Raw genomic sequence first — 25,101 nt, forward strand, 5'->3', positions numbered from 1 at the left:
TTCAAGCCATTCGATTAGCAGGAGCCGTCATGCCTGAAGCCGTCATCGTTGCCACCGCCCGTTCCCCCATCGGTCGGGCCGGCAAGGGATCACTCGTCACCATGCGGCCCGATGATCTCGCCGCCCAGATGGTGAAGGCCGTCCTGGACAAGGTTCCCGCGCTGGACCCGCGCGAAATCGACGACCTGATCATGGGCTGTGGTCAGCCGGGCGGTATGTCCGGTTTCAACATCGGCCGCACGGTCGCAGTCCAGTTGGGCTACGACTTCCTGCCCGGCACCACCGTCAACCGCTACTGCTCGTCCTCACTGCAGAGCACCCGCATGGCCTTCCACGCCATCAAGGCCGGAGAAGGCCACGCCTTCATCTCCGCCGGTGTGGAGACCGTGTCGAACTTTGGCAGCGGCAGCGCCGACGGCTGGCCCGACACCAAGAACCCCCTCTATGCCGACGCCATGGCCCGCAGCGAGCAGGCAGCCGCCGGCGCCGAGGAATGGCACGACCCGCGCGAGGACGGCCTGCTGCCCGACGTCTACCTCGCCATGGGCCAGACCGCCGAGAACGTCGCACTGCACACCGGCGTCAGCCGTGAGGACCAGGACCACTGGGCGGTTCGCTCGCAGAACCGTGCTGAGGAGGCCATCAACTCCGGCTTCTTCGCCCGCGAGATCACCCCGGTCACGCTGGCCGACGGCACCGTCGTGTCCACCGATGACGGCCCCCGTGCCGGCACCACCTACGAGAAGATCAGCCAGCTCAAGCCGGTGTTCCGCCCGAACGGCACCGTGACCGCCGGCAACGCCTGCCCGCTGAACGACGGCGCCGCCGCGCTCGTGGTGATGAGCGACGTGCGGGCCAAGGAGCTGGGCCTGACCCCGCTGGCCCGCGTGGTGTCCACCGGTGTGTCCGGCCTGTCGCCGGAGATCATGGGCCTGGGCCCGATCGAGGCCGTCAAGAAGGCTCTGGCCAACGCCGGCATGAGCATCGGCGACATCGACCTCTACGAGATCAACGAGGCGTTCGCGGTGCAGGTGCTCGGTTCGGCCCGTGCCCTCGGCATGGACGAGGACAAGTTGAACGTCTCCGGCGGCGCGATCGCGCTGGGCCACCCGTTCGGCATGACCGGTGCCCGCATCACCGCCACGCTGCTGAACAACCTGCAGACCCAGGACAAGACCTTCGGCATCGAGACCATGTGTGTCGGTGGCGGCCAGGGTATGGCGATGGTTGTGGAGCGGCTCTCCTAATTTGGGTTGACTCTGCGTGGAGGGCGCAAAAGTGCGAGTAGCTTGCGCCCTCACCGCAGAGTCAACGGCTCGGCGACCTCGTTCCACGCACGACGCAGGCGCCGGAGGATGTCCGGCCGACGGTGGCCGGCGGCCACTTGGATCGTGGTCCAACCGGCTCGCCTGATGTATTCGTGGCGGACGATGTCGTAACCGAGCGCATCAGCATGCTGCACGCCGTCGTATTCGACCGCGAGCATGTACTCCTCCCATCCCATATCCAGGTAGTACCGCGGCCGGCCGGCCGGGCCTGGCACCGGGATCTGCGTCTGTGGCCGGGGGTAACCCTCGCCGACAATCATCAGCCGCAGCCACGTTTCCTGCGGGGACTGCGCTCCAGGGTCATACAGGTCGAGAGCGGTTTCGAGCTGGCGCAACCCGCGCACATGCCGATGGCGATCGGCCAGCGCCAGAACATCTACGGCTTTCAATCCTGTCGCATTGCCGAGGGCGTCGAGTCGAGCTACGGCGTCACCGAGCCGGCCCCGCCGGCCGAGGTCGAAAGCCGTCCGCTCCGGCGTCGTAAGGCTGAGCCCGTCGAGCATTTGGGACTCCCCCGGCAGCAACAGATCCGCACGGGTGACGACCCTCCGTGGAGCCCTCGCGTTCGCCCAGATCAACTCGACCGGGACATCGTCGTCAACCCATTTCGCGCGATGCAGAGCGGAAGCCGAGAGCCCGGCGACCACCGCTTCCCGTTGCGACCACAGCCACGCCGCCTTGGTTCTGCGCACCAGAGTGGGGGCCATGCGCTTGTCCAGGTAGACGTTTGGCATCAGCGGCCGGTAGTAGCGGCGTAATTCGTAGCGGGTCAGCGCGCCGCAGGCGAGAGCCTCGCTGCCGACGAACGGATCAGTGCCGATGTCCATGGGCACAGGCTTGTTTCGGTTACCGACATTCCTCGCCGCCCACGACGCACCGAGCACCGGGCTGTGGATGAATCGGCCACTGGGGATAGCCTGCGCCCCGGTTGATCCTGCGCCCACGGCGCAAAAGTGCGAGTAGCCAACGCCCTCAACGCAGACTCAACGCATAAGAAAAAGGCGCCCGCAATCGCGGACGCCTTTCTCGGGCAGGGTCGCTAATCGTTGTTGAAGTACGACAGCAACCGGAGGATCTCGATGTACAGCCAGACCAGGGTGACGGTCAGGCCCAGGGCGATGCCCCACGCGGCCTTCTCCGGAGCGCCGGCGCGGATCATCTGGTCGGCAGCGTCGAAGTCGATCAGGAAGCTGAACGCGGCCAGGGCGATGACGAACAGCGAGAATGCGATCGACAGGGCGCCGCCGGAACGCAGGCCCAGGCCCTCACCGCCGCCCACGCCGAACATCGCGAGGACGAAGTTCACCAGAACCAGTGCAAGGACACCGAACATCGCGGCGACGATCATCCGGGTGAACTTGGGCGTCACTCGGATGGCGCCGGTCTTGTAGACCACGAGCATGCCGATGAACACACCGATCGAGGCCACCACGGCCTGGAAGATCATGCTCGGCCCGCCGCTGGACACCAGGTTCGCGAAGAGGTACGACGCGCCACCGAGGAACAGGCCCTCCAGCGCCGCGTAGGTCAGCACGATGGCGGGGTTGTCCTGCTTGCGCCCGAAGGTCGCGATCAGCACCATCACCAGACCGCCGAGGCCACCGATGAGGGTGAACGGCATCATCAGGGCTTCGTTGCCGGCCACCAGGAAGTAGGACACGACCGCGACGGCCGACACGACGGCCAGCGTCATACCGGTCTTGGTGACGACGTCATCGATGGTCAGGGGCCGGGAAACACCGGTCTGCGGCTGTTCCAGGTACTCCTGCGCGTAGGGCTGCGCATGCACCTGCTGTGCACCGAAGCCGCTGGCTCCGGTACCGAATTGTGCGTATCCGCCCTGCGTCTTGGGCAGGCTGCGGAATACCGGGTTGCTGGTTTCGCGCACCGTCGGGTCCTCTCCTATGAGATGTTCGGTAACGAACTACTAGCTCAACGATCAATGTTCCGGGTGGGTTCCCGTCGAGGCGAAAAGACTCTCAGGAAACTTCCAGGTTTGATCTTGAGGCAAACCCTACCCGTAGCGCATGGTCCCTGGGGGTCCGAACTAGATTGCAACTCGTGACAGAAAACGAGGACGTCCTAGTAAGTGTCCGCAACGGCGTCGGAATCCTCACGCTGAACCGGCCGAAGGCGATCAACTCGCTCAACGATGCGATGGTCGCGGGCATCTCCGAGGCGCTGCACGCCTGGGAGCACGATGCCTCCGTTCACACCGTGCTCCTGACCGGCTCTGGCGAACGCGGCCTGTGCGCGGGCGGCGACGTTGTGGCGCTCTATCACAGCGCCCGCGAGGGCGGTGATGCGGCGCGAAAGTTCTGGTACGACGAATACCTGCTCAACGCCTATATCGGCAGCTATCCCAAGCCATATGTGGCGTTGATGGACGGCATCGTGATGGGCGGCGGCGTGGGCGTCGCCTCCCACGGCAGCGTCCGTATCGCCACCGACACCACGAAGATGGCGATGCCCGAGGTCGGCATCGGCTTCATCCCCGACGTCGGCGGCACCTACCTGTTGTCGCGGGCACCCGGCCGGCTGGGATTGCACGCCGCGCTCACCGGCGCACCGTTCTCCGGGGCCGACGCGATCGCGATGGGCTTCGCCGATCACTTCGTGCCGCACGACAAGTTGGCGGAGCTCACCGAGTCCGTCGTCACCGACGGTGTCGAGAAGGCCCTGGCCACTTACGCCATCGATCCGCCCGCCAGCGCTCTGCTGGAACAGCGCGACTGGATCGATGGGTGCTATGCCGGTGACACCGTGGCCGACATCCTCGCGGCGCTGAAGGCCCACGGCACCGAGGCTGACGACGCCGCCGAACTCATCGCCACCCGCTCCCCCATCGCGCTGTCGGTGACGCTGGAAGCGGTGCGCCGGGCGGCCAAGCTGGAGACACTGGAAGACGTGCTGCAGCAGGAGTACCGAACCTCGTGCGCATCGGTGAAATCCCATGATTTCGTCGAAGGCATCCGCGCTCAGCTCGTCGACAAGGACCGCAACCCGCAATGGTCCCCCGCCTCGATCGCAGCGGTCACCCCCGCCGATGTCGAGGCGTACTTCGTTCCGGCCGACCCCGACCTGACCTTCCAGGAGGACAACAAATGACTGATTTCGAGACCATCCTGGTGACCCGCACCGGCCGGGTCGCCACCATCACGCTGAACCGGCCCAAGGCGCTCAACGCGCTCAACAGCCAGGTGATGACCGAAGTGACCACCGCCGCAGCCGAACTCGACGCAGACTCCGGCGTCGGCGCGATCATCGTCACCGGTAACGAGAAGGCGTTCGCCGCAGGCGCCGACATCAAGGAGATGGCCGAGCTGTCGTTCGCCGATGTGTACTCGGCGGACTTCTTCGAGCTGTGGTCGAAGTTCGCGGCCACCCGCACCCCGACCATCGCCGCGGTTGCCGGATATGCCCTCGGCGGCGGCTGCGAGCTGGCGATGATGTGCGACATCCTGATCGCTGCGGACTCGGCGAAGTTCGGTCAGCCCGAGATCAAGCTCGGCGTGCTGCCCGGCATGGGAGGTTCGCAGCGGCTGACACGGGCGATCGGCAAGGCCAAGGCGATGGACCTGATCCTGACCGGCCGCACCATCGACGCCGTGGAAGCCGAGCGCGCCGGCCTGGTTTCCCGCCTGGTGCCGGCGGATTCACTGATCGACGAGGCCCTCGCCGTGGCCGAGACCATCGCCGGAATGTCCCTGTCGGCCTCCCGCATGGCCAAGGAAGCGGTCAACCGCGCCTTCGAGTCCAGCCTCAGCGAGGGATTGCTCTACGAGCGCAGGCTGTTCCACTCGGCGTTCGCCACCGCCGACCAGAAGGAAGGCATGGCGGCGTTCTCCGAGAAGCGCGCCGCAAACTTCACCCATCGCTAAGGTCGACAGGTGACCGACACCGCCACAACCGACGAAGCCGCGCCGTCTCCGGTCCCGCCGGCGGACAGACCCGACTGGTGGGTCCGTCACTACACGTTCTTCGGCACGGCGGTGGGCCTGGTGTTCATCTGGTTCTCGCTGACCCCGTCGCTGCTGCCGCGCGGCCCGTTGTTTCAGGGCCTGGTCAGCGGCGGGGCCGGCGCGATCGGTTATGGGCTAGGCGTTTTCGGGGTGTGGCTGGTGCGCTACATGCGGTCGGCCGAGATCAGCCCGAAAGCGCCCAGGTGGGCCTGGGTGACGTTGGTCGTGGTCGGGATCATCGGCCAGATCCTGATGATCATCTACTTCCATGTCTGGCAGGACGAGGTCCGCGATTTCATGGGCGTGCCTAGGCTGAAGTTCTGGGACCATCCGCTGACCGCGGCGCTCTCGATCGTGGTGCTGTTCGTGTTCGTCGAAATCGGCCAGTTGGTCGGCAGACTGGTGCGGTACCTGGTTCGCCAGCTCAATCGTTTTGCGCCACGGCGGGTTTCGGCGGTGGTCGTGGTGGTCCTGCTGTTGGCGTTGACCATCGCACTGCTCAACGGTGTGGTGGCGCGGTTCGCGATGGAGAAGATCAACAGCACCTTCTCTTCGGTCAACGACGAGGACAGTCCGGACACCACAGCCCCGACATCGAGGCTGCGTTCCGGCGGGCCCGAGTCGCTGACCAGCTGGGAGTCCCTCGGCCATCAAGGCCGGGTTTTCGTGTCCAACGGACCGTCCGTGCAACAGCTTTCGCAGTTCAACGGCAAGCCTGCAATCGAGCCGATCCGCGCCTACGCGGGCCTGCATTCCGCCGACGGCATCAAGGCCACTGCCGCCCTGGCGGCCAAGGAGCTGGAACGCACCGGCGGCCTGGACCGGGCCGTGGTCGCGGTGGCCACCACCACGGGAACCGGGTGGATCAACGAGGCCGAGGCCTCGGCCCTGGAGTACATGTACAACGGCAACACCGCGATCGTGAGCATGCAGTACTCGTTCCTGCCGAGCTGGCTGTCGTTCCTGGTGGACAAGGAAAACGCGCGGCAGGCCGGGCAGGCCTTGTTCGAAGCCGTCGACGAGCTGGTGAAGGCGATGCCCGAAGCCCGGCGCCCCAAGCTGGTGGTGTTCGGTGAAAGCCTCGGCTCGTTCGGCGGTGAGGCTCCGTTCCTCGCCCTCAACAACCTCGTCGCGCGTACCGATGGTGCCCTGTTCTCGGGGCCGACGTTCAACAACACGATCTGGACCGATCTGACCATCAACCGCGACAAGGGCTCGCCCATGTGGCTGCCGATCTACGACAAGGGCGAGAACGTCCGGTTCTCCGCCGAGGCCCGCAATCTGGGCCGGCCTGATGATCCGTGGGGCCACCCGCGCGCGGTGTATCTGCAGCACGCTTCCGACCCGATCGCTTGGTGGAACACGGATCTGCTGTTCGCCGAACCTGATTGGCTCAAAGAGCCGCGCGGGTACGACGTGTCCGGGCGCATGCAGTGGATTCCGATCGTGACGTTCCTGCAGGTGTCGGCGGATATGGCGGTGGCGGTCGACGTACCCGACGGGCACGGCCATGTCTACGTCAAAGATGTCGCCAATGCCTGGGCCGCGGTGTTGCAGCCGCCGGGCTGGACACCGGAGAAGACCGAGAAGCTGCGCCCGACGCTGCACAGCAACGAGAACGCCTGAGCCATCACACCAGCCCGGCGGCCGCCAACGCGTGATAGCCACCGACGACGTCGGTGGACCGGTGCAGACCGAGGTCGATCAACGCGGCGGCAGCCAGGCTCGAGGTGTAGCCCTCCGAACACAGGATCACCCAGTGGACGTCATCGTCCACGGCCTGCGGGATCCGCGCGTCGCTGGTCGGATCGCAGCGCCACTCCAGGACGTTGCGTTCGATGAGCAGCGCACCGGGCACCGAGCCCTCGGCGGCACGTTGGGCAGCCGGCCGGATGTCGACCAGCACGGCGCCGGCATCCAATGCAGCGGGCAGGTCCGAGGCGGGTAGGCGGTGCAGCCGGGCGCGGGCCTGCTCCAGCACGGTGTCGATTCGGCTCATTGTCAACCCTCCGGCGCGTCGGTGAGTTCGGTTCGGTTGCGACGCAACGTGTTCTGTGGTGTCACCTCGTAGAAAGACATCGCGGTCAACGGCGGTGAGTAGGCGTGCACGCTCAGCGTCGGCTCGCTCACCATGACCGGGCCGGGTGCATGGACCACGTCGTGGACCCACCCCAGGGGAAACGCCGCCTGATCACCGGCCTTGAGCCGCCGTTGCCGCAACAGTTCACCGTCCCAACGGGTTTCACGCAAAGTGCCGGACACCACGGTGAGGGCGCCCAGCGACCCACCGTGGTCGTGCAGTTCGGTCGATTTGTCGGGCACCCAACTGATCAGCCAGACCTCGACTTCGTCGTCACCGGACAACCTGGTGTACCACCGGTCGTCTTTCGGCAGCCCTCTCAGCAAGCGGTCGTAGCGGCCGGACAACACGTCGTCGGCGGCGCGGTCGGTGGTATACAACAAGTCGGGTAGGCGCAGCCGCGTGGGCGCGGAGACGGCAGGCACAGGGGCCAGTGCGGACAGCATCGGACAAGCTCCAGGAATGACGGCGGATCAGGACAGGCGGGCGCGCTAGCGAGCCCGACAACACTCCTGGAATCCGGTCCGTTCCGTCATGGCGGCCAGTGTTGCACAGTTCGGCGACTTGCGTTGACCGCCCGCCTGAACGCAACGCGGACACCAATCTTCGCAGCGCCCATCTGCCCTGACAGTGCCGTGTTTCGGGCGGTTCGCGGCACCCCCTACAGCCTTAAACGCAGGTTGCGCGAAAGCCGCCCGTGCACAAGGACATCCTTCTAGCCAACCACGGCGCGGACGGCCGATCAGATCCGCCGAAAGGGTAAAGACGGACAAGCGCGTTGGCGAGCGGGCGGCGTTGCATAGATTGGCTGCATGCGCAGTTACACGTGGACCACACGCCTGACCGCCGGAGCCCTCACCGCCGCCGGATTGAGCCTGCTGATCGGGTGCTCGACAGACGCCGGCAAGGACCAGTCCAACGCATCCACGTCGCCGTCCCCGCAGGCGACCACGACCACCGAGGCGCCGACCCCGACGGCCGCGCCCGGCGAGGTGGCGACATCGCCCGGCGGGGTCACCACCGCCGTGGGTGCCGATGCGCAGTCCACCGAAGAGGAGTATTTCCAGGCCTGTCATGCCGCAAAGCTGTGGATGCAGGCCAAGGGCGGGGATTTGAAAGCACAGGTCGAGCCGTATCTGGCGAGCGTGCAGGCGCCTGACGCGGCGCCCGGGCCGGGCACCTACAACGTGCCGTGGGCTCAGCTTGAGCCGGGACGTCAGGCTGCCGTCATCGTCGCGGCGCGGGCGGCCGCCGACGAGCTCTGCAGCTAGTTCGAATCACGCTCCTGCGAGTCCCCTGCCTCCCCGCCCTGGGCGGTCACCCAGGCGCGGGCGCGCTCGACGGCGACGTCGAGCGCGCCGAAGACCCGGTCGGATGCGGGCACGACGCCGTCGTCGCCCAGTAGGTCGTCGAGGCCGCCGCGCCGCAGCACGTCAGCGGTGCCGGGGTTGACGCCCGCGATCATCAGCCTGCCGTGGTTGGCCGCCAGTTGGCCTGCCCAACGGCGCAGCGCCTTGATCGTCACCGATGAGGGCACGTCGGGCAGTGACCGCAGGCTGAGCACCACGACGGCGTTGGTGGTGTCGTCGGCCCGCGGCCAGGTCTCGTCGATGCGGGCCACCTCGGCGAACAGGCCCACCCCGGCGTAGTGCAGCACCGTGACATCGTTGCTGGAGCACCGTTCTGGGACGGGGGCCTGCTGCCAGCCTCCGTCCGCCGTGGGGGTCAGTGCCATCAGCTGCGCGGCCTCGGCGGCCTTCGCGCAGTACAGCACCAGCGAGGTGATCACGCCGATGACGATCGCGGTGTGCAGCGGCAGCTGGGTGGTGGCGGCGAAGGTGATCAGCATCGCCACCGCCGACAACGGCGCGACCCGCAGCACCAGCTTGATGTCGGGCAGCCGGCCGACCACCAGCTCAGCCCCGATCACCAGGATCAGGCCGCCGATCACGGGCATCGGAATGATCTCTGCGACCGAGCCTGCGATCAACACGAGACCGGCCAGCCAGATACCGGCAAAAATGCCGGCCCACCTGGTCTGAGCGCCGGCCGAGGTGGCCACCCCGGTGCGGGACAGTGAGCCGCCGGCCGGCAACGCACCGAACATGCCACCTGCCACATTTGCCGCGCCCTGGGCCAGGAAATCCCCGTTCATATTGGTGCGGCTGCCGTCTGGGTTCGGCACGGCCGCAGAGATGCCCGCGGCTTGAGCCAGCGCGACGAGCGCCACCGCCACGCCGCCGACGATCAGTTCGGGCATCGCGGCGAAGTTCGGAACCGTAACCGGGGGAAGCGCATTTGCAATCGCCGCGATGTCACCGACGGTTTCGACGTCGATGCTGGCGACGGCCACCACCGCGGTCACCACGACGAGAGCCAGCAACGTCGCGAACGATTCGAGTGGCTTGATGAAGTGGAACACCGCCCACACCGCGACAGTGCCCAGCGCCACGGCCACGGCGGGCAGGTGCCATAGACCCATGTGTGCCAGCGAGTCGATGAATTTGCCAATGGTGTTGCCGCTCTGCGGTTTGTACCCGGTGGCGTCGCCGAGGACACCGGCCACGATCTGCAGGGCGATACCGGTGGAAAAGCCGGTCATCACCGCGTTGGAGACGAAGTTCATGATCGAGCCGAAACGCAGCAGGCCGAACAGCAGCATCACCGCGCCGACCACAATGGCCAGGGCCGCAACATTGGCCGGGTCCGCCGGATCGAGCCCGGCCTCCTTGAGCACGCTGCGCGACGTCAGGGCGATGGCACTGGTCAGCGTTGTCACCATGAGCACGGTGCGGGCGAACAGCGACCCGATGATGCCCGGCACGATGCCGGCATAGATACCGGTGACCGGGTTGAAGCCACCGATACTGGCGTAGGCCATGCCCTCGGGTATCGAAAACAGACCCGTGACCAGTCCGGAAATGACGTCACGAGGCTTGGGACGGCCCAATTTCCGCGCGAATGCTGGCGTACCCACGGAATCAACCCTCGCACGAATGCGTCCGCCGTGGGCGATACTGCGGATGTGCGCGTGCCGGGAATTCTTCCGTATCAGCGACCGTGGGTACGCGCCGATGTCGTCGCCGGCCTGGCCGCCGGTGTGGTGATCATCCCGTCGCCCGCAGTGTGCGCCGCCCCGACGAACCCCAGATCGATGCCGACCGCGAGTTGTCGGCCAACGGCGTTGCCGCACTGGCGAGTTCGTTCTTCCACACGCTGCCGCCGGCCGGTGGGATCTGGAAACCGAGCTCGGTGACATCGAAGTGCGTTACACCGGCCCACGCGACGAGCTGCACCGGATGGCGAAACGCTGGCCGTGGTGACAGGACGTGGAGAGCCAGGGGCGTTACGGGTAAAGCCCGCGTAGCCGGCCGGCGTGCGCGACCCGTTCGACGGCCAGGCAGGTCGCGGCGGCGCGAAGCGGTCGCCGCAGTTTCTCGGCGTGGGCGCAAACCTGTTCCCATGCAGTCAGCATGCGTTCGGCCAGCCGCGCCTCGACTTGGTCGACCCCCCACCAATACGACTGATTCGCTTGTACCCACTCGAAGTACGAGACGATGACACCGCCGGCATTGGCCAGGATGTCGGGGACCACCAGCGTTCCCGCGTCGTTGAGTAGCCGATCCGCCTCAGGGGTGGTGGGCCCGTTGGCCCCCTCGACGACAACGGTGGCCTTGATCTGCGCTGCGTTACCTGCGTGGATCACACCTTCGACGGCCGCGGGGACCAGCAGATCGACTTCCGTCGAGAGCAAGTCTTCGTTGCCGATCGGGTCGGCATCTGCGAAGCCGACCACCGAGCCGGTGGCGTCGACATGACCGGCCAAGGACGTGATGTCGAGGCCGGAGTCAGCGCTGACGGCGCCGTACTCGTCAGATACCGCCACGACGCGCACGCTGGCAGCCTCGAGAAAGAGTGCCGCGTGCCGGCCGACCTTTCCGAAGCCCTGGACCGCGGCGGTGGCCCCCTCGGGTTTGATGCCACGAGACCGCAGGGCAGCCAGCGCGATGTGGACGACCCCGCGCGATGTCGACGTCGCCCGGCCCAGAGAACCGCCGAGGCTCACCGGCTTACCGGTGGCGACCCCGAGAACGGTGTGCCCCTTCTGAACGGAATAGGTGTCCATCATCCAGGCCATGGTTTGCTCGTCGGTCCCGACATCGGGTGCGGGGATGTCATGGTCCGGCCCGATCAGCGGACTGATCTCGCTGGTGTAGCGCCGGGTGATGCGTTCGAGTTCGGCGCAGCTGTACTGACGCGGATCAATGCGGATCCCGCCTTTCGCGCCGCCGTAGGGCACATCGAGCAGTGCGCATTTCCACGTCATCCACATTGCCAGGGCGCGAACCTCGTCGAGTGTGACGTCGAGGGAATAGCGCAAACCGCCCTTCGCCGGGCCACGAGAGACGTTGTGTTGTACCCGATGTCCGATGAGCAGTTCCAACTCACCGGAATCCCGATGCAGCGGAACGGCCACGGTGAGCTCGCGGCGGGGTCTGGCCAGCAGCTCGTACATTCCGTCGTCGTAACCCAGGATCGTGACGGCATCGCGGAGTTGGGCACGTGCGTCGTCGAACGGGTGGGCGAAATCGGCCGCAGTGTGTTCGAGCGTGGTCAAAATTCTCCTTCTGTTGGTTGACCAGATGCCGCTGATCTGCGCATCCCCAGAACTTCGACGGTGCATCCGGGTCAGCTCGCGATATGACTGCCCGGCCGGCCGGCGGAACGGGCCAGGCCGAAATGTCCTTGTACCGATGCTAATTGGCATCACCGCCGCCCGGCGGATGCAGAGCGGGTCTCAAACCATGTTCTAAGACTTGCCGTCGGGCCCAGGTCCGGGTGCGAGGTGGCGACCATCTCCCCCACGTGCTTCACAATGGACGTATGCGTGTTGCTCTGGCCCTCGGCAGTGGTGGGGCTCGCGGCTACGCGCACATCGGGGTGATCAACGAGCTGCAGGATCGCGGTTACGAGGTCGTCGGGGTTTCCGGGTCATCGATGGGGGCGCTGGTCGGCGGGTTGCACGCAGCCGGTGCGCTCGATGAGTTCGCTGACTGGGCGCGGACTTTGACCCAGCGGGCCGTGCTGCGGCTGTTGGATCCGTCGATCACCGCGGCCGGGATCCTGCGCGCCGAGAAAATTCTCGATGCGGTCCGCGACATCATCGGCGAGGCCACCATCGAAGAACTGCCGATCCCTTACACCGCGGTTGCGACGGATCTGATCACCGGCAAATCGGTGTGGTTGCAGCATGGCGCGCTGGACTCGGCGATCCGGGCGTCGATCGCCATTCCCGGCGTGATCGCCCCGCATGTGCTCAATGGCCGGCTACTCGGTGACGGCGGCATCCTCGACCCGCTGCCCATGGCGCCGATCGCTGCGGTCAACGCCGACCTCACCATCGCGGTCAGCCTGGCCGGCGGTGACCCGGGCACCGCGGCCGCACCCGAGGATCCCGAGCGGCGGCCGACCACCGAGTGGCTCAACCGGATGATGCGGAGTACATCGGCTGTGCTGGACACGGCGTCGGTGCGGTCCGTGCTGGATCGTCCGACTGCTCGCGCGGTGTTGAGCCGGTTCGGGGCCTCACTGCCGCCCGAGGACAGTTCCGGGTCCGACGAGGCCGGGCACGACGATCAGGCTGACGTGCCGGACGACGCCGTAGGCGTCCCCGATCCAGCGGTGCCCGAGGTGCCTGACGTGCCCGAACCGGCCGACGTGCCGAAGCTGGGCAGCTTCGAGGTGATGAACCGCACCATCGACATCGCGCAGGCCGCGCTGGCCCGGCACACGCTCGCGGCGTACCCGCCGGACCTGCTCATCGAGGTGCCGCGCACGGTGTGCCGGAGCCTGGAATTCCACCGGGCCGCCGAGGTCATCGACATCGGCCGAGAGCTGACTGCCCGCGCGCTCGACGGCTGATTGTCAGCCCGCCAGGAACGCGGCGACCTCGGCCGCCACCCTGCGGCCTTGCGCGCGTCCGGCCTGGGCCGAAGGCACCCGGCACGCCGGGTCGAGCGGATTCTTGCCGAACGCGGCAAGGGCGTCATCGTCGGCGAAGATCCCCAAGGAGCGTCCGTCGAAGCCGTCGACCTCCTCGGCCGCGCCGGTACCGAACGGGGACGGTGTCGAGCGGCCCTGCGGCACCAGGGCGACCGCGGTGTCACAGTCGGCCGCCAGCACCATGTTGACCGCGCTGCCGATGCCGCCGTCCATGAAGCGTCGGCCGCCGATCGTCACGACCGGCCACACGGCGGGCACCGCACAGCTGGCGGCAACCGCGTCGACCAGCGACACCCCGGAGTCTCGGTCCAGCGTCACCAGTTCGCCGGTGTCGATGTCGATCGCCGAGATCCGCAGCACCCGGTCGGGCCAGTCGTGCGACGGCAGACGCTGTTCGATCACCTTGCGCCGCACCGCCGGGTCGATGGTGGCGGTGCTCGCTGCCACCGCGCCGATGCCTTGCAGCTTCTGCGCTTTGGTGGTGTTGGGCGTCAGCATGGCCTTGACGAACAGGTCGGTGACGCTGTCGATGCTGACGTCGGGGTCGAGTTCGGCCGATACGGCACCGACCTGGCGCTCGAACAGTTCCTCCAGCCGCAGGCCGCTGCTGAGCTGCGCGGACACCGTCGAACCCGCCGACGTGCCCACCAGCACGTCGGAGTCCAGCAGCGCGCCGGCAGTTTCAGGAGATTCGTCGGCGATGCCCTGCAGGATGCCGGTTTCCCAGGCGATGCCTGCGATACCTCCACCGGCGAGCACCAGTGCACGTTTGGAAGTCACGAACGTCGAGTGTGCCAGGCTACCCGTGCTGCGACGCCGCAGCCTTGGCGCTCAGATCCTCGCGGCGCAGCAGGTGGCGCGGCGGCTCCGGAAATGCCCGCTGAGGGTTGATCTCCAGGTTCGCGTCGACATGTACCAGCTCACCGGGGGCGATGGGCCGCCAGTCCTCACCGTCCATCGGCTCGCTGGCGAACACCACCGACGGCTGCGTGGTCAGCTGTTCCGACTCGGCGCGGATCCGCGCGCTGCGCAGGCGCAGGCGCCGCTGTGACGGATGTCTGCGGTCGAGCACGTACAGGTCGTGAGTGTCGGGGTAGCGCAGCGCCCACATGTCGGTGGCGGTGCTGAGCAGGAGATTGACCGCGTAGATCCCTACGTTGTCGGCCAGCCAGCCGACGGCGTCCACGATGCCCGCACCGATGTCGCCGGCGCGCGCCCGCACGGCCGCGGTGATGAGCGCGAACACGCGCTCGGAATCGGTCTGGCCTTGGACGAGCTCTGCCACCCCAAGCTCACGGATTCGGTCGTCGAGCACGTCCAGACCTTCGACGACGCCGTTGTGCGCAAAGATCCGGCCGTCCTGGACGAACGGATGGGTGTTGCCCGGATCCAGCGCGCCCGTCGAGGCGTAACGAACATGGGCGATGAATGTCGTGGCAGTGACATCGTGTGCCTCCGTGGCGAATTCGGAATCCTGCCACGCCGCTACCGGCTCCTTGTGCACCACGGCCAGACCGTCGGGCCCGAATACCCCCAGCCCGGTGCCATCGGGGTTGCGCCGGCTCTGCTCAGCGAGGTTGTCCGGAGCATCGAGCAGCCAGAAGGTCGCCGGCACCAGTCGGCGGCCGGCGTGCAGACCGAACAATCGGCACATCGCCTCAACACACCCGATGAAGTGCCATGATTTCCGATAGTAGCCGGGGAGACGAAGGGGATGCCATGACCGCCGATGTTGGGCCCACCATGCGGGCGGAACGCTTCTATGCCGACACCAAACGCGTTGCAGTGGAAGATGTTCCGATACCCGAGCCCGGTCCTGGCGAGGTGCTGGTCAAGGTGGCGTTCTGCGGCATCTGCCATTCCGACCTGAGCCTGATCAACGGCACCTTCCCCGCGCAGGCCCCGGTGGTCACGCAAGGTCACGAGGCCTCGGGCACCATCGCCAAGCTGGGCCCGGGTGTCACCGGCTGGGCCGAGGGCGACCGCGTCATCGTCGCGGCCGGCCGGCCGTGTCTGCAATGCCCCAACTGCCGGCGCGGCGACATCGCCAACTGCATGCGAATCCAGTTGATGGCCTTCGCCTATGACGGGGCGTGGGCCGAATACACGCTGGCTCAGGCGGTCGGACTCACCCGGGTGCCCGACAACGTGCCGCTGGAGCAGGCCGCGATCCTGGCCGATGCGGTCTCGACGCCGTACGGCGCCGTGGTGCGCACCGGCAAGGTCGGCATCGGGGAGTCGGTCGGAGTGTGGGGGCTGGGCGGGGTCGGCACGCACATCGCACAGCTGGCCCGGCTGGTAGGTGCCGTGCCGGTGGTGGCCGTCGACATCAAACCCGAGGTGCTCGAACGTGCCCTGTCACTCGGCGCCGATTATGCGTTCGACGCCGCTGACGAGCAGCTCGGCGAGAAGATCGCCGAGGTCACCGGGGGCCGGGGGCTGGACGTGGCGTTCGACGCGGTGGGGCTGAAGTCGACGTTCGAGCAGGCGTTGGGTCAGTTGACCGTCGGAGGCCGCTTGGTCGCAGTCGGAATGAGCGCCCAGGAACCGACCATCGGCCCGACGTCGATGTTCGGCCTGACTCAGAAGCAGGTGCTCGGCCACCTGGGTTACCAGAACGTCGACATCTCGACATTGGCCACGCTGGTTTCGCTGGGCCGGCTGGACCTGTCCCGCTCGATCAGCGAGATCGTGTCACTGGAAGACATCGCCCTGGGCATCGACAAGCTGGAGCGCCAGGAAGGCAATCCGATCCGGATCCTGGTGCGCCCCTGAGGTGTTGTGCGCCGAATCTGAGGTTGTGTGCGAGTTTCCACGAAAATCTCGCACACAACCTCAGCTTCGGCGGGCTTTGCCTGTGATGAGAGGCAGGTCCGGGTACGTGACGACGCCGGGCTCGGCGGCGTACACCGCGGGCACCGAGTTGACGCAATGCGCCGCGGTGGCGACGACGCCGGACTCCGGGCCTTCATCGCCGGCCTCGGACTGGAAGCCCTTGATGATGACCGTGAAGTCCGGGTTGCCGCGGACCTCCATCTCGTAACGCTGCCCAGCTGAGCCGAAAGTCCATGCAGGATCGAGGTTTTCCTCGCCCATCAGCCAATTCACCGTGACCCGCACGACGGGCTCTCCGTCGACGAGGGCCTCCCAGTGGAACTTGCGCGCCGCGACCTGCCCGGGCTCGATGACGCCGATCGGCGAGTCGATGGGCGCGGTGGCGACCGCGATCTCCTGGCTGGCGCGGATGCGTGGGTCGATCTGGAAGCCCACCTGATCGACCACCATCTTGACGGCCTGAATGAAACCGCCGTCGAGCATCTTCTGCATCGGGCCGCTCAACGCGGTGTCGGGGGTACCGCCGAACCCCATCACGTGGCGCACCACATCGGGCGCATCGTAGGTACGTAGGTCCGAAAACTCCTCGGCACGAACGAACTTCACACCAGTTGCCATCGCGGAAAACACCAGCGGGAACTTCTCGCTGATCCCGCCAGGCGCGATGCCGGTGCCGTGCAACGTGGCATTGCCCTGAAGCGCGGCAGCCCGCATCGGCGCGGCCTGCTTCTCGCTGGGGTACAGCCAGCCGACGGGAGTGACGACGTTCTTGCCCGAACGCAGGAGCGCCGCCACCTCGTCAGGGTTGGGGATCAGCGGCGAGTAGATTACCGCGTCGGCATCCAGCGCCAGGATCTCCTCGGCACTGTTGGTCGCCGTGATGCCGAGTGGTTCGGTGCCGATGATCTCGCCGACATCCTTGCCGTTCTTGGCGTCCGAATGCACCCAGCAGCCGACGAGTTCCAGTTCGGGATGCTCCAGCACACCTTTGATCGCGGCCACGCCGACCCCACCGGTTGCCCACTGCACGACCTTGAGCGTCAAGACCCCTCCTCGGCAGAACTAGAACACGTTCTACTGGTCTACACCACCGTCGTCTTCAGCGGAAGGGCGGTGACACCGACTCCAGCTGAAGAGGGTTGCCCCGATTTCGCAATGAAGTATGTTCCGTTGCATGGCTAACAAAGTGTTCGTCGTCGGTGTGGGGATGACGAAATTCGAGAAACCAGGACGTCGCGAGGGTTGGGACTACCCGGACATGGCGCGCGAGTCCGGCACCAAGGCCCTCGAGGACGCGGGCATCTCTTATGACCAGGTGCAGCAGGGTTACGTCGGGTACTGCTCGGGTGATTCCACCTCGGGTCAGCGCGCACTCTACGAACTGGGCATGACGGGAATCCCGATCGTCAACGTCAACAACAACTGTTCGACGGGGTCGACCGCGCTTTACCTTGCCGCACAGGCGATTCGCGGCGGCCTGGCCGATTGCACGATGGCCCTCGGCTTCGAGAAGATGCAGCCGGGCTCGCTGGGCGGCGGCGCGCAGGACCGCGAGTCCCCGCTGGGCCGCCACGTCAAGGCCCTGGCCGAAATCGACGAGTTCGCCTTCCCCGTCGCACCGTGGATGTTCGGCGCGGCCGGCCGCGAGCACATGAAGAAGTACGGCACCACCGCCGAGCACTTCGCGAAGATCGGCTACAAGAACCACAAGCATTCGGTGAACAACCCGTATGCGCAGTTCCAGGACGAGTACACCCTCGACGACATCTTGGCCGCCAAGATGATCTCCGATCCGCTGACCAAGCTGCAGTGCTCCCCCACCTCCGACGGGTCGGGTGCGGCGATCGTGGCCAGTGAGGCGTTCGTCGACAAGCACGGCCTGGCCGGCCAAGCGGTCGAGATCGTCGGGCAGTCGATGACCACCGACTTCACCTCGACCTTCGACGGCAGCGCCGCCAACATCATCGGCTATGACATGAATGTGCAAGCGGCCCAGCAGGTCTACGCGCAGTCCGGCCTCGGCCCCGAGGACTTCCAGGTCATCGAGCTGCATGACTGCTTCTCCGCCAACGAACTGCTGCTGTACGAAGCCCTGGGCCTGTGCGCCGAGGGTGAGGCGCCGCGGTTGATCGACGACAACGACACCACCTACGGCGGCCGCTGGGTGGTCAACCCGTCTGGCGGGCTGATCTCCAAGGGCCACCCCTTGGGCGCGACGGGCCTGGCCCAGTGTTCCGAGCTGACCTGGCAGTTGCGCGGCACCGCCGACAAGCGTCAGGTCGATGGGGTCAGCGCAGCTCTGCAGCACAACATCGGACTTGGCGGCGCGGCCGTCGTGACGGCCTACCAGCGCGCCGAGCGGTAACCCTTCCCGCGAATGGGTGCGCGCCTAGCTCCTGCCACCCGTCGTCCACCACCCGTTGTCACACTGGAGTGGCTGTCGACGTCGATAGCTGCTCTGGTGTGACACAGCGGAGACGGCCCAGCACGTTGCGTCACGCCAGCGTGGCGCTCGGGCTCGACGGCCACTCTGGCGTGACAGTGGCGGGGCGGGGCGACAGTGGCGGGGCGGGACGACGGTGGCAGCGCGGGGCGATGGCAGGCGGGGTCGAGCTAGAGCGTGACCACCTCATAGTCACCATCGGCGTGACGGGCTCGGATGGTCTTCTTGTCGTACTTGCCCACACTGGTGCGTGGCACTTGCTCGATGAACGTCCACCGCTCGGGCAGCCACCAGCGAACCACCTTGTCCGCCAAGAATTCCCGTAGTTCAGCGGGTTCGGCGGACGCCCCCTCGTTCAGCACCACCACGGCCAGTGGGCGTTCTTGCCAGCGCTCGTCGGGCACCCCGACAACGGCGGCCTCCAACACCGCCGGGTGGGCGATGAGGTGGTTCTCCAGCTCCACCGAGGAGATCCACTCTCCGCCGGATTTGATGACGTCCTTGGCCCGGTCGGTCAGGGTCACGTACCCCTGTGGGTCGATCACGCCAACGTCCCCGGTGCGCAGCCATCCGCTGTCGAACTTCTCGGAGTCGCGGTCCAAGTAGTAGGACCCGGTGATCCACGGCCCCCGCACCTCCAGTTCACCGACCGCGTCGCCGTCGTCGGGCAGGGGGGCGCCTTCGTCGTCGACGATGCGCACCTCCACGCCGCACATCGGCCGGCCCTGGCTGACCCGCATCTCCCAGGCACGGTCCTCGGAAACCCCGGGCAGCGGCTTGGCGACGGTGGCCAGCGGTGAGGTTTCGGTCATCCCCCAGGCCTGCTGGATGTACACACCGTACCGCTCCTGGAACTCCTGCATCAGCGACAAAGGCACCGCCGAACCACCGCACGCCACAAGTCTGAGCGACGAAACATCATGTCCCGGTTCCTTTTCCAGGCGGTGCACGACGTCGTTCCAGATGGTGGGCACGGCTCCGGCCAACGTGGGACGCTGCGATTCGATCAGCTCGATCAGCGAGGCGCCGTCCATGAACCGGTCGGGCATCACCAGGTTGGCGCCGGCCATCAAGGCCGCATACGGCAACCCCCACGCGTTGGCGTGGAACATCGGCACTATGGGCAGCACCGAGTCGCTGCAGCTGACGTCGAGCGCGTTGGCCGTGCAGGTGTTCAACGCGTGCAGGTAGCTCGAGCGGTGGCTGTACACCACACCTTTCGGGTTTCCGGTCGTGCCGCTGGTGTAACACATTGCCGCCGCGGAGTTTTCGTCGATTTCCGGCCAGTCGAACTCGGTGGGCTTGGTGGCCAGCAGCTCATCCCAGCGCAGCACGGTCGCGCCTGTCAACGCGCCCACGTCGCCGTCGCCGACCACGATGACGGTGTGCACGGTCTCCAGCAGCGGCAGCACCGGGGCCAGCAGCGGCACCAGGGAGGCATCGGCGATCACGACGCTGTCGGCGGCCTCGTTGGCGATGTAGGCGATCTGCTCGGGCGAGAGCCGGATGTTCAGGGTGTGCAGCACCGCGCCCATGGCGGGCACCGCGAGGTAGGCGGCCAGGTGTTCGGTGTTGTTCCACATGAACGTGCCGACGCGCTGGTCTCCGTCGACGCCGAGCCCTCGCAAGGCGTGCGCCAGTTGGGCTGCCTGCCCGCCCAGCTCCCGGTAGCTGATCTTGCGGTAGCGGCCCTGGCCGCAGGCGGTGGTCACGGTCCGGTCCCCGTTGACACCGCAGGCGTGTCGCAGGATCGCGGTGATCGTCAACGGCCAGTTCTGCATCGTGCTCTTCACGGGCGCGATGGTATGCGCTCGGCGACCGGCGCCGGCGGGAACGATTCGAATTCCTCGAACGATGTATGTAAGGGAAGATGGACGGGTAGCGACGGAAGGACGTGCCGATGCGCATGAAATGGTCCCTGATGGCAGTCTCGGTGGCTGTGTTCGGGGCAATCGGCGCGTCGTCCGCGGAAGCCTCGGCCGAAACGGCGCAGGAGACGATCAATCGCCTGCAGTCCGAGGGCTACACCGTCACCATCGACAAGATCGGCACCGCGCCGCTGGACCACTGCACTGTCACCAGCGTGCGAAACCCGCAACAGGTCGGCCAGTTGGTGCCCTACGTCGGGCCGGGTCTGGGCGGTGATCGCATCCTGGTGCCGTCGGTCAGCCGCACGGTGTCGGTGTCGCTCAACTGCCAGCGCTGAGGCTCATTTCGAACAGTTCAGCGATACCGTGATGGTTTTCCGCACCACCACGGGCACGAGGTCGAATTCCCGCTTGCCGTTGTGGCCGAGCCGCTCGACCCGGATCAGCTTGGTCTGGGTCTGTGGGTTACGGACGCTGGTGACGATGCACTGATCGAGTGGTGCGCTGCCGACCCGATCGATGTTGACGTAGTAGCCCTCGGCTTCCAGCAACCCGATGGTCTCGACCGCCGAGTCGGCAGATGCCGATCCGGCGGGCGCCAAAATGGTTCCCAACGCCGCCCCCGACGCGGCCATCATGATGATCGATGCGTACATGGCCGTGTCTTCTTTCGTGCTTCCCGCATTCACTCTTTCGGTGATGTCCTGCCCCTTGTTACGGGTGAGGACGGTTTCGGGTTCAACGCAAGAGGCCCGGCCGGGCCTGGAGCTACCCGCTAGGCGTGGGCGGGCGCCGTGGCCTGGTGGTCGACCATGGTGAGTTCGTCGAACGGATCGTCGCCGCGCAGCACCGCATCGACTTTGGTCTTGTCCACGGTGTGCGTCCACGAGCCGACGAGCAGGGTGGCCACCGCGTTGCCGGAGAAGTTGGTCACCGCGCGGGCTTCGGACATGAACCGGTCGATCCCGACGATCAAGCCGACCCCGTCGAGCAGATCGGGGCGGTGTGCCTGCAGACCCCCGGCCAGTGTGGCCAATCCGGCGCCGGTCACGCCTGCGGCTCCCTTGGACGCGACGATCATGAACACCAGCAGGCCGATCTGCTGCCCGACGGACATCGGCGCGTGCAGCGCGTCGGCGATGAACAGCGCGGCCATGGTCAGGTATATCGCGGTGCCGTCGAGGTTGAACGAATACCCGGTCGGCACAACGACACCCACCGTGCTGCGCTCGACGCCCAGATGCTCCATCTTGGCGATCAGCCGCGGCAGCGCCGACTCCGACGAGGACGTCGAGAAGATCAGAAGGTACTCGCGGGCCAGGTACCGCACCAACTTGAAGATGGACACCCCGGACACGGCGCGCAGCAGGATGCCGAGGATGCCGAACACGAACAGCACGCAGGTCACGTAGAAGCCCAGCATCAGGGTGAGCAGCTGGGTGACGGCAGTCCAGCCGGTCTGCCCGACGACGTTGGCGATCGCGCCGAAGGCACCGATGGGCGCCAGCCACAGGATCATGATCAGCACCTTGAACACAAGCTTCTGCAGGTACTCGATGCCGCGCAGGATCGGTTCACCGGAGTTGCCCATGCCCTGCAGGGCGAACCCCACCAGCAGCGCCACGAACAAGGCCTGAAGCACGCTTCCCGCCGTCAGCGCCGAGAACAGCGTCTCGGGGATGATGCCCTGGACGAAGTCCATGAGCCCACCGGCTTCGTGTGCCTTCTCCGCGAGTTCGGCACCCTTGCCCGCCGAACCCTGCGACAGATGCATGCCGCTGCCGGGGTGGATCAGGTTGCCGACCACGAGACCGATGGCCAGGGCGATCGTCGACATCGCCAGGAAGTACCCGAAGGCCAGGCCGCCGACCTTGCCGACGGTGGCGGCCTTACGCACCGATCCGATCCCCAGCACGATGGTGCAGAAGATGATCGGCGAGATCATCATCTTGATCAGGTTGACGAACATGGTGCCGAGCACGCCGACGCTCTTGCCGACCTCTGGCGCCACCAGTCCGACCACCACGCCGATGACGACGGCAGCGATGACCGCGATGTAGAGCCAGTGCGTGCGGTCGCGACGCGTGGACGCCGGCTCTGGTTGCGGCTCAGCGGTGACGCTCATCGGTACGACCTCCAGTTCGAATGCGCTGTAACAAGCACCTTCGACCATATGGTGAGCCGGGTCACGTTTTTGTTCATTGTGTTCAGACGCGGCGTTGCCGACGGCCGGGGAATCACCGGCGGGACTGCCGAGTGCACCCTGAATCGATGATCGGGACAGCCCGGCCGGTCCGGGCCATTATTTTGGTGGTGCGCACGTGAACAATCCGGAGGTGCAGTGACGCGCTGGTGGCGACGATTGGCAGGTGGGGCCTGGCCGCGCTCGCTCGCCGGGCAGGCCATCGCATTGCAGGTCCTGGTGATCGCGGTGGTCGTGCTGGCCGGGACGGCGCTGGCTCTGTTGGATGCCCGTCACGACGGCGAGGATGCTGCCCGTCAACAGGTGATCGGAATCGCGACGGCCCTGGCAGATTCCCCGTCGACCGCCGAGGCTATCGAATCCGGTAGTGCGACAGAGGTTTTGCAGCCGGTGACCGAGGCGGTTCGCACGAGCACCGATATCGCGTTCATCACGATCATGGCGCCGGACGGAATCCGATTCACTCACACCGATCCCAGCCAGATCGGCGGTCATTACCTGGGCACGGTTGAGCCCGCGTTGCGCGGTGAGACTTTCAGCGAGGTCTACACGGGGACGCTGGGTCCGTCGGTGCGCGCGGTCGCACCGGTGCGCGGCCGCGGTGGAGGCGTCGTGGGCCTGGTGTCGGCGGGGATCACCCAGCAGACGTTGGGGCAGCGCTGGCGCGGGCAGATTCCGGCGATCGCCGCGGTAACCGCTGGGGCATCGGGTATTTCACTGGCAGGCGGGTGGGCCATCCGGCGACGGCTGCTCCGCCAGACGCGGGGTCTGCGGCCTGACGAACTTCGGGTCATGTACGACCACCACGATGCGATCCTGCATTCGGTGTCCGAGGGGCTCATCGTGCTCGATCGTGACGGCGTGGCGCTGGTCAACGACGAGGCGCGCCGACTGCTCGGCCTGTCGGCCGGAGCAGTGCGTCTGCGCGACCTGCCGGAGTTTCTGCGCAGCGCTGATCCTGGTGTTCGCGACGAGTTGCATGTCACCGGCGACCGCGTGCTGGTGATCAACCGGTCTCGTGTCGCGGGTGCTGGTTCGGAGGTGGTCACGATCCGTGATCGCACTGAGCTACAGGGCGCTCTGGGCGAACTCAGCTCGCTGCAGGTGTTGGCCGACTCGTTGCGGGCGCAGGCGCATGAGTCGGCGAACACGCTGCACACCGTGGTCACCATGGTCGAGATGGGTCGGCCGGAGGATGCCGTCCGGTTCGCCACCAGTGAGTTGGAGTTGTCGCAACAGTTGGTGGACCGGTTGTCGGTGGCCGTCGGCGAACCCGCTCTGGTGGCCCTGCTGCTCGGCAAGACCGCGCAGGCGAACGAACGCGGGATCGCGTTGACGGTCACCGAGGAAACCCAGCTGTCCGCCGATGCCGTGCTCACCGGGCAGGAGATGGTGACGGTGCTGGGTAACCTGATCGACAATGCGATGGACGCCTGCGATCGCGAGGATCCGTGGGTCGAGGTCACGGTGAGCCAGGACGAGCACGGGTTGTTGATCCGGGTGGCCGACAGCGGACCGGGTATGGACGCGTCCACATTCGAAAAGGCCATGCAGCGCGGATATTCGACGAAGTCCGATGCGTCCGGCCACGGCCTGGGTCTGGCCCTGGTGGCGCAGACGGTCAAGCGGCACGGCGGGACGCTGCACACCGACCTTACGTACGGTTCGGTCGTCACGGCAACGGTGCCGCGATGATTCAGGTCCTCATCGTCGAAGACGATCCGTTGATCGCCGAGGCTCACCAGGTCTATCTCGGTCGCCTGGAAGGGTTTTCGGTGACGGCAGTGGCACACACCGGGCGGGACGCGATGCGAGCCGCGGCCGCAGCGGCAGCGTCTGAGCGCCCCGTCGATCTGGTGTTGCTGGACATCGGATTGCCCGATACCAGCGGAATCTCGTTGGCGTCGGGCCTTTCCGGATTGCGGCCGGCGCCTGACATCATCGCGATCACCTCCGAACGCGACCTGGAGATGGTGCGGGCCGCGGTGTCCCACGGCGCCCTGGCCTACCTGCTCAAACCGTTCACCTTCGCGGCTTTTCGCGATCGTCTGGAACGCTACCGCCGCTATCGCGAGGCGCTGCCGTCGGGAACGGATGCGGCCAGCCAGGCCGAGGTAGACCGGGCGTTGGCCGAACTGCGGATCGCGACAGACAAATCCACACCCAAAGGGGCGGCGCCGCAGACCACCGAGGAGATCGCCGCCGCGGTGCGCGACGATCCAGCCGGGCTGACCGCTGACGAGGCAGCCAAGCAGGTCGGGGTGTCCCGGGTGACGGCGTGGCGCTATCTCGAACGTTTGGCCGACGACGGCGTCGTCATCCGTAGCACGGAGTACGGCAAGGCCGGGCGGCCGCGCACGCGTTACCGGTGGCGCTGAT

Annotated in this window: 24 protein-coding genes; 11 read left to right on the forward strand and 13 right to left on the reverse strand. The window is 66.6% G+C overall.

Annotated features, from left to right (window positions below):
- Positions 1-29: 29 nt before the first annotated feature.
- Complete coding sequence (locus tag BKG60_RS15770; RefSeq protein WP_070944635.1) at positions 30-1,247, forward strand: acetyl-CoA C-acetyltransferase; 1,218 nt, start codon at positions 30-32, stop codon at positions 1,245-1,247.
- 50 nt (positions 1,248-1,297) lie between these two features.
- On the opposite strand, the gene BKG60_RS15775 is transcribed toward BKG60_RS15770, so the two are convergent.
- The gene (locus tag BKG60_RS15775) at positions 1,298-2,155 is read right to left on the reverse strand and encodes an endonuclease domain-containing protein (protein ID WP_070944634.1); all 858 of its coding nucleotides are present in this window, start codon (positions 2,153-2,155) and stop codon (positions 1,298-1,300) included.
- A gap of 212 nt (positions 2,156-2,367) precedes the next feature.
- Positions 2,368-3,216 (reverse strand): Bax inhibitor-1/YccA family protein, encoded by an 849-nt coding sequence (locus BKG60_RS15780; protein ID WP_070944633.1) that lies wholly within the window; start codon positions 3,214-3,216, stop codon positions 2,368-2,370.
- 173 nt (positions 3,217-3,389) lie between these two features.
- Here BKG60_RS15780 and BKG60_RS15785 point away from each other — a divergent pair, with 173 nt between their 5' ends.
- Genes BKG60_RS15785 through BKG60_RS15795 form a run of 3 tightly spaced genes read left to right on the forward strand, consistent with a single transcriptional unit; the run spans position 3,390 to position 6,916 of the window.
- On the forward strand, positions 3,390-4,436 hold the full coding sequence (locus BKG60_RS15785) for an enoyl-CoA hydratase/isomerase family protein (RefSeq protein ID WP_070944632.1): 1,047 nt from the start codon (positions 3,390-3,392) through the stop codon (positions 4,434-4,436).
- Complete coding sequence (locus tag BKG60_RS15790) at positions 4,433-5,209, forward strand: enoyl-CoA hydratase (RefSeq protein WP_070186254.1); 777 nt, start codon at positions 4,433-4,435, stop codon at positions 5,207-5,209. Before BKG60_RS15785 ends, BKG60_RS15790 begins: the two co-directional genes overlap by 4 nt.
- Before the next feature lie 9 nt (positions 5,210-5,218).
- A complete protein-coding gene (locus BKG60_RS15795) occupies positions 5,219-6,916 on the forward strand; it encodes an alpha/beta hydrolase (RefSeq protein ID WP_070944631.1) in 1,698 nt (565 codons plus the stop codon).
- A 4-nt stretch (positions 6,917-6,920) separates the two neighbouring features.
- Here the strand turns inward: BKG60_RS15795 and BKG60_RS15800 are convergent, their stop codons facing one another.
- Together BKG60_RS15800 and BKG60_RS15805 are read right to left on the reverse strand one after the other, a co-directional pair.
- Positions 6,921-7,289: a rhodanese-like domain-containing protein gene (locus BKG60_RS15800; protein WP_070944630.1), complete on the reverse strand. Its 369-nt coding sequence runs from the start codon at positions 7,287-7,289 to the stop codon at positions 6,921-6,923.
- 2 nt (positions 7,290-7,291) lie between these two features.
- Positions 7,292-7,816 (reverse strand): cysteine dioxygenase, encoded by a 525-nt coding sequence (locus BKG60_RS15805; protein ID WP_070944629.1) that lies wholly within the window; start codon positions 7,814-7,816, stop codon positions 7,292-7,294.
- Between the two features lie 366 nt (positions 7,817-8,182).
- Here BKG60_RS15805 and lpqV point away from each other — a divergent pair, with 366 nt between their 5' ends.
- Positions 8,183-8,641 carry a lipoprotein LpqV gene (lpqV, locus tag BKG60_RS15810; protein WP_070186245.1) on the forward strand — a complete coding sequence of 153 codons (459 nt, stop codon included), beginning with the start codon at positions 8,183-8,185 and terminating at the stop codon, positions 8,639-8,641.
- On the opposite strand, the gene BKG60_RS15815 is transcribed toward lpqV, so the two are convergent.
- From BKG60_RS15815 to BKG60_RS15825, 3 genes are all read right to left on the reverse strand, one after another.
- On the reverse strand, positions 8,638-10,347 hold the full coding sequence (locus BKG60_RS15815; protein WP_083339236.1) for a SulP family inorganic anion transporter: 1,710 nt from the start codon (positions 10,345-10,347) through the stop codon (positions 8,638-8,640). The genes lpqV and BKG60_RS15815 overlap by 4 nt on opposite strands.
- A gap of 130 nt (positions 10,348-10,477) precedes the next feature.
- The gene (locus BKG60_RS15820) at positions 10,478-10,666 is read right to left on the reverse strand and encodes a hypothetical protein (protein ID WP_070944628.1); all 189 of its coding nucleotides are present in this window, start codon (positions 10,664-10,666) and stop codon (positions 10,478-10,480) included.
- A gap of 50 nt (positions 10,667-10,716) precedes the next feature.
- Positions 10,717-11,988, reverse strand: a complete 1,272-nt coding sequence (locus BKG60_RS15825) for a Glu/Leu/Phe/Val family dehydrogenase (RefSeq protein ID WP_070944627.1) — start codon at positions 11,986-11,988, stop codon at positions 10,717-10,719.
- A 266-nt stretch (positions 11,989-12,254) separates the two neighbouring features.
- Here BKG60_RS15825 and BKG60_RS15830 point away from each other — a divergent pair, with 266 nt between their 5' ends.
- Positions 12,255-13,292, forward strand: coding sequence for a patatin-like phospholipase family protein (locus BKG60_RS15830; protein WP_070186242.1), 1,038 nt, complete (start codon positions 12,255-12,257; stop codon positions 13,290-13,292).
- Positions 13,293-13,295: 3 nt separating this feature from the next.
- On the opposite strand, the gene BKG60_RS15835 is transcribed toward BKG60_RS15830, so the two are convergent.
- A complete protein-coding gene (locus BKG60_RS15835; protein ID WP_070944626.1) occupies positions 13,296-14,153 on the reverse strand; it encodes a patatin-like phospholipase family protein in 858 nt (285 codons plus the stop codon).
- Between the two features lie 19 nt (positions 14,154-14,172).
- A complete protein-coding gene (locus tag BKG60_RS15840) occupies positions 14,173-15,027 on the reverse strand; it encodes a class II glutamine amidotransferase (RefSeq protein ID WP_070944625.1) in 855 nt (284 codons plus the stop codon).
- 65 nt (positions 15,028-15,092) lie between these two features.
- Here BKG60_RS15840 and BKG60_RS15845 point away from each other — a divergent pair, with 65 nt between their 5' ends.
- Positions 15,093-16,148, forward strand: coding sequence for a zinc-binding dehydrogenase (locus BKG60_RS15845; protein WP_070944624.1), 1,056 nt, complete (start codon positions 15,093-15,095; stop codon positions 16,146-16,148).
- A gap of 60 nt (positions 16,149-16,208) precedes the next feature.
- On the opposite strand, the gene BKG60_RS15850 is transcribed toward BKG60_RS15845, so the two are convergent.
- Positions 16,209-17,252 carry an NAD(P)H-dependent amine dehydrogenase family protein gene (locus tag BKG60_RS15850; protein ID WP_070944623.1) on the reverse strand — a complete coding sequence of 348 codons (1,044 nt, stop codon included), beginning with the start codon at positions 17,250-17,252 and terminating at the stop codon, positions 16,209-16,211.
- A 130-nt stretch (positions 17,253-17,382) separates the two neighbouring features.
- Here BKG60_RS15850 and BKG60_RS15855 point away from each other — a divergent pair, with 130 nt between their 5' ends.
- Complete coding sequence (locus tag BKG60_RS15855; RefSeq protein ID WP_070944622.1) at positions 17,383-18,573, forward strand: lipid-transfer protein; 1,191 nt, start codon at positions 17,383-17,385, stop codon at positions 18,571-18,573.
- 248 nt (positions 18,574-18,821) lie between these two features.
- Here the strand turns inward: BKG60_RS15855 and BKG60_RS15860 are convergent, their stop codons facing one another.
- The gene (locus tag BKG60_RS15860; protein WP_207549558.1) at positions 18,822-20,444 is read right to left on the reverse strand and encodes a fatty acid--CoA ligase; all 1,623 of its coding nucleotides are present in this window, start codon (positions 20,442-20,444) and stop codon (positions 18,822-18,824) included.
- A gap of 107 nt (positions 20,445-20,551) precedes the next feature.
- Here BKG60_RS15860 and BKG60_RS15865 point away from each other — a divergent pair, with 107 nt between their 5' ends.
- Entirely contained in the window at positions 20,552-20,857 is a 306-nt protein-coding gene (locus BKG60_RS15865; RefSeq protein WP_070944621.1) for a hypothetical protein, read from the forward strand.
- Between the two features lie 3 nt (positions 20,858-20,860).
- Here the strand turns inward: BKG60_RS15865 and BKG60_RS15870 are convergent, their stop codons facing one another.
- The gene (locus BKG60_RS15870) at positions 20,861-21,175 is read right to left on the reverse strand and encodes a hypothetical protein (RefSeq protein WP_070186270.1); all 315 of its coding nucleotides are present in this window, start codon (positions 21,173-21,175) and stop codon (positions 20,861-20,863) included.
- Between the two features lie 119 nt (positions 21,176-21,294).
- Positions 21,295-22,644 (reverse strand): cation:dicarboxylate symporter family transporter, encoded by a 1,350-nt coding sequence (locus BKG60_RS15875; protein WP_070944716.1) that lies wholly within the window; start codon positions 22,642-22,644, stop codon positions 21,295-21,297.
- A gap of 216 nt (positions 22,645-22,860) precedes the next feature.
- On the opposite strand from BKG60_RS15875, the gene BKG60_RS15880 reads away from it, so the two are divergent.
- Both BKG60_RS15880 and BKG60_RS15885 read left to right on the forward strand, forming a co-directional pair.
- Positions 22,861-24,417 carry a sensor histidine kinase gene (locus tag BKG60_RS15880; RefSeq protein ID WP_070944620.1) on the forward strand — a complete coding sequence of 519 codons (1,557 nt, stop codon included), beginning with the start codon at positions 22,861-22,863 and terminating at the stop codon, positions 24,415-24,417.
- Positions 24,414-25,100 carry a response regulator gene (locus tag BKG60_RS15885; RefSeq protein WP_070944619.1) on the forward strand — a complete coding sequence of 229 codons (687 nt, stop codon included), beginning with the start codon at positions 24,414-24,416 and terminating at the stop codon, positions 25,098-25,100. The genes BKG60_RS15880 and BKG60_RS15885 overlap by 4 nt, the downstream gene beginning before the upstream one ends.
- Position 25,101 lies beyond the last annotated feature (1 nt).

Origin of the sequence: Mycobacterium syngnathidarum, assembly GCF_001942625.1 — a bacterium.
GTDB classification, from domain to species: Bacteria; Actinomycetota; Actinomycetes; order Mycobacteriales; family Mycobacteriaceae; genus Mycobacterium; species Mycobacterium syngnathidarum.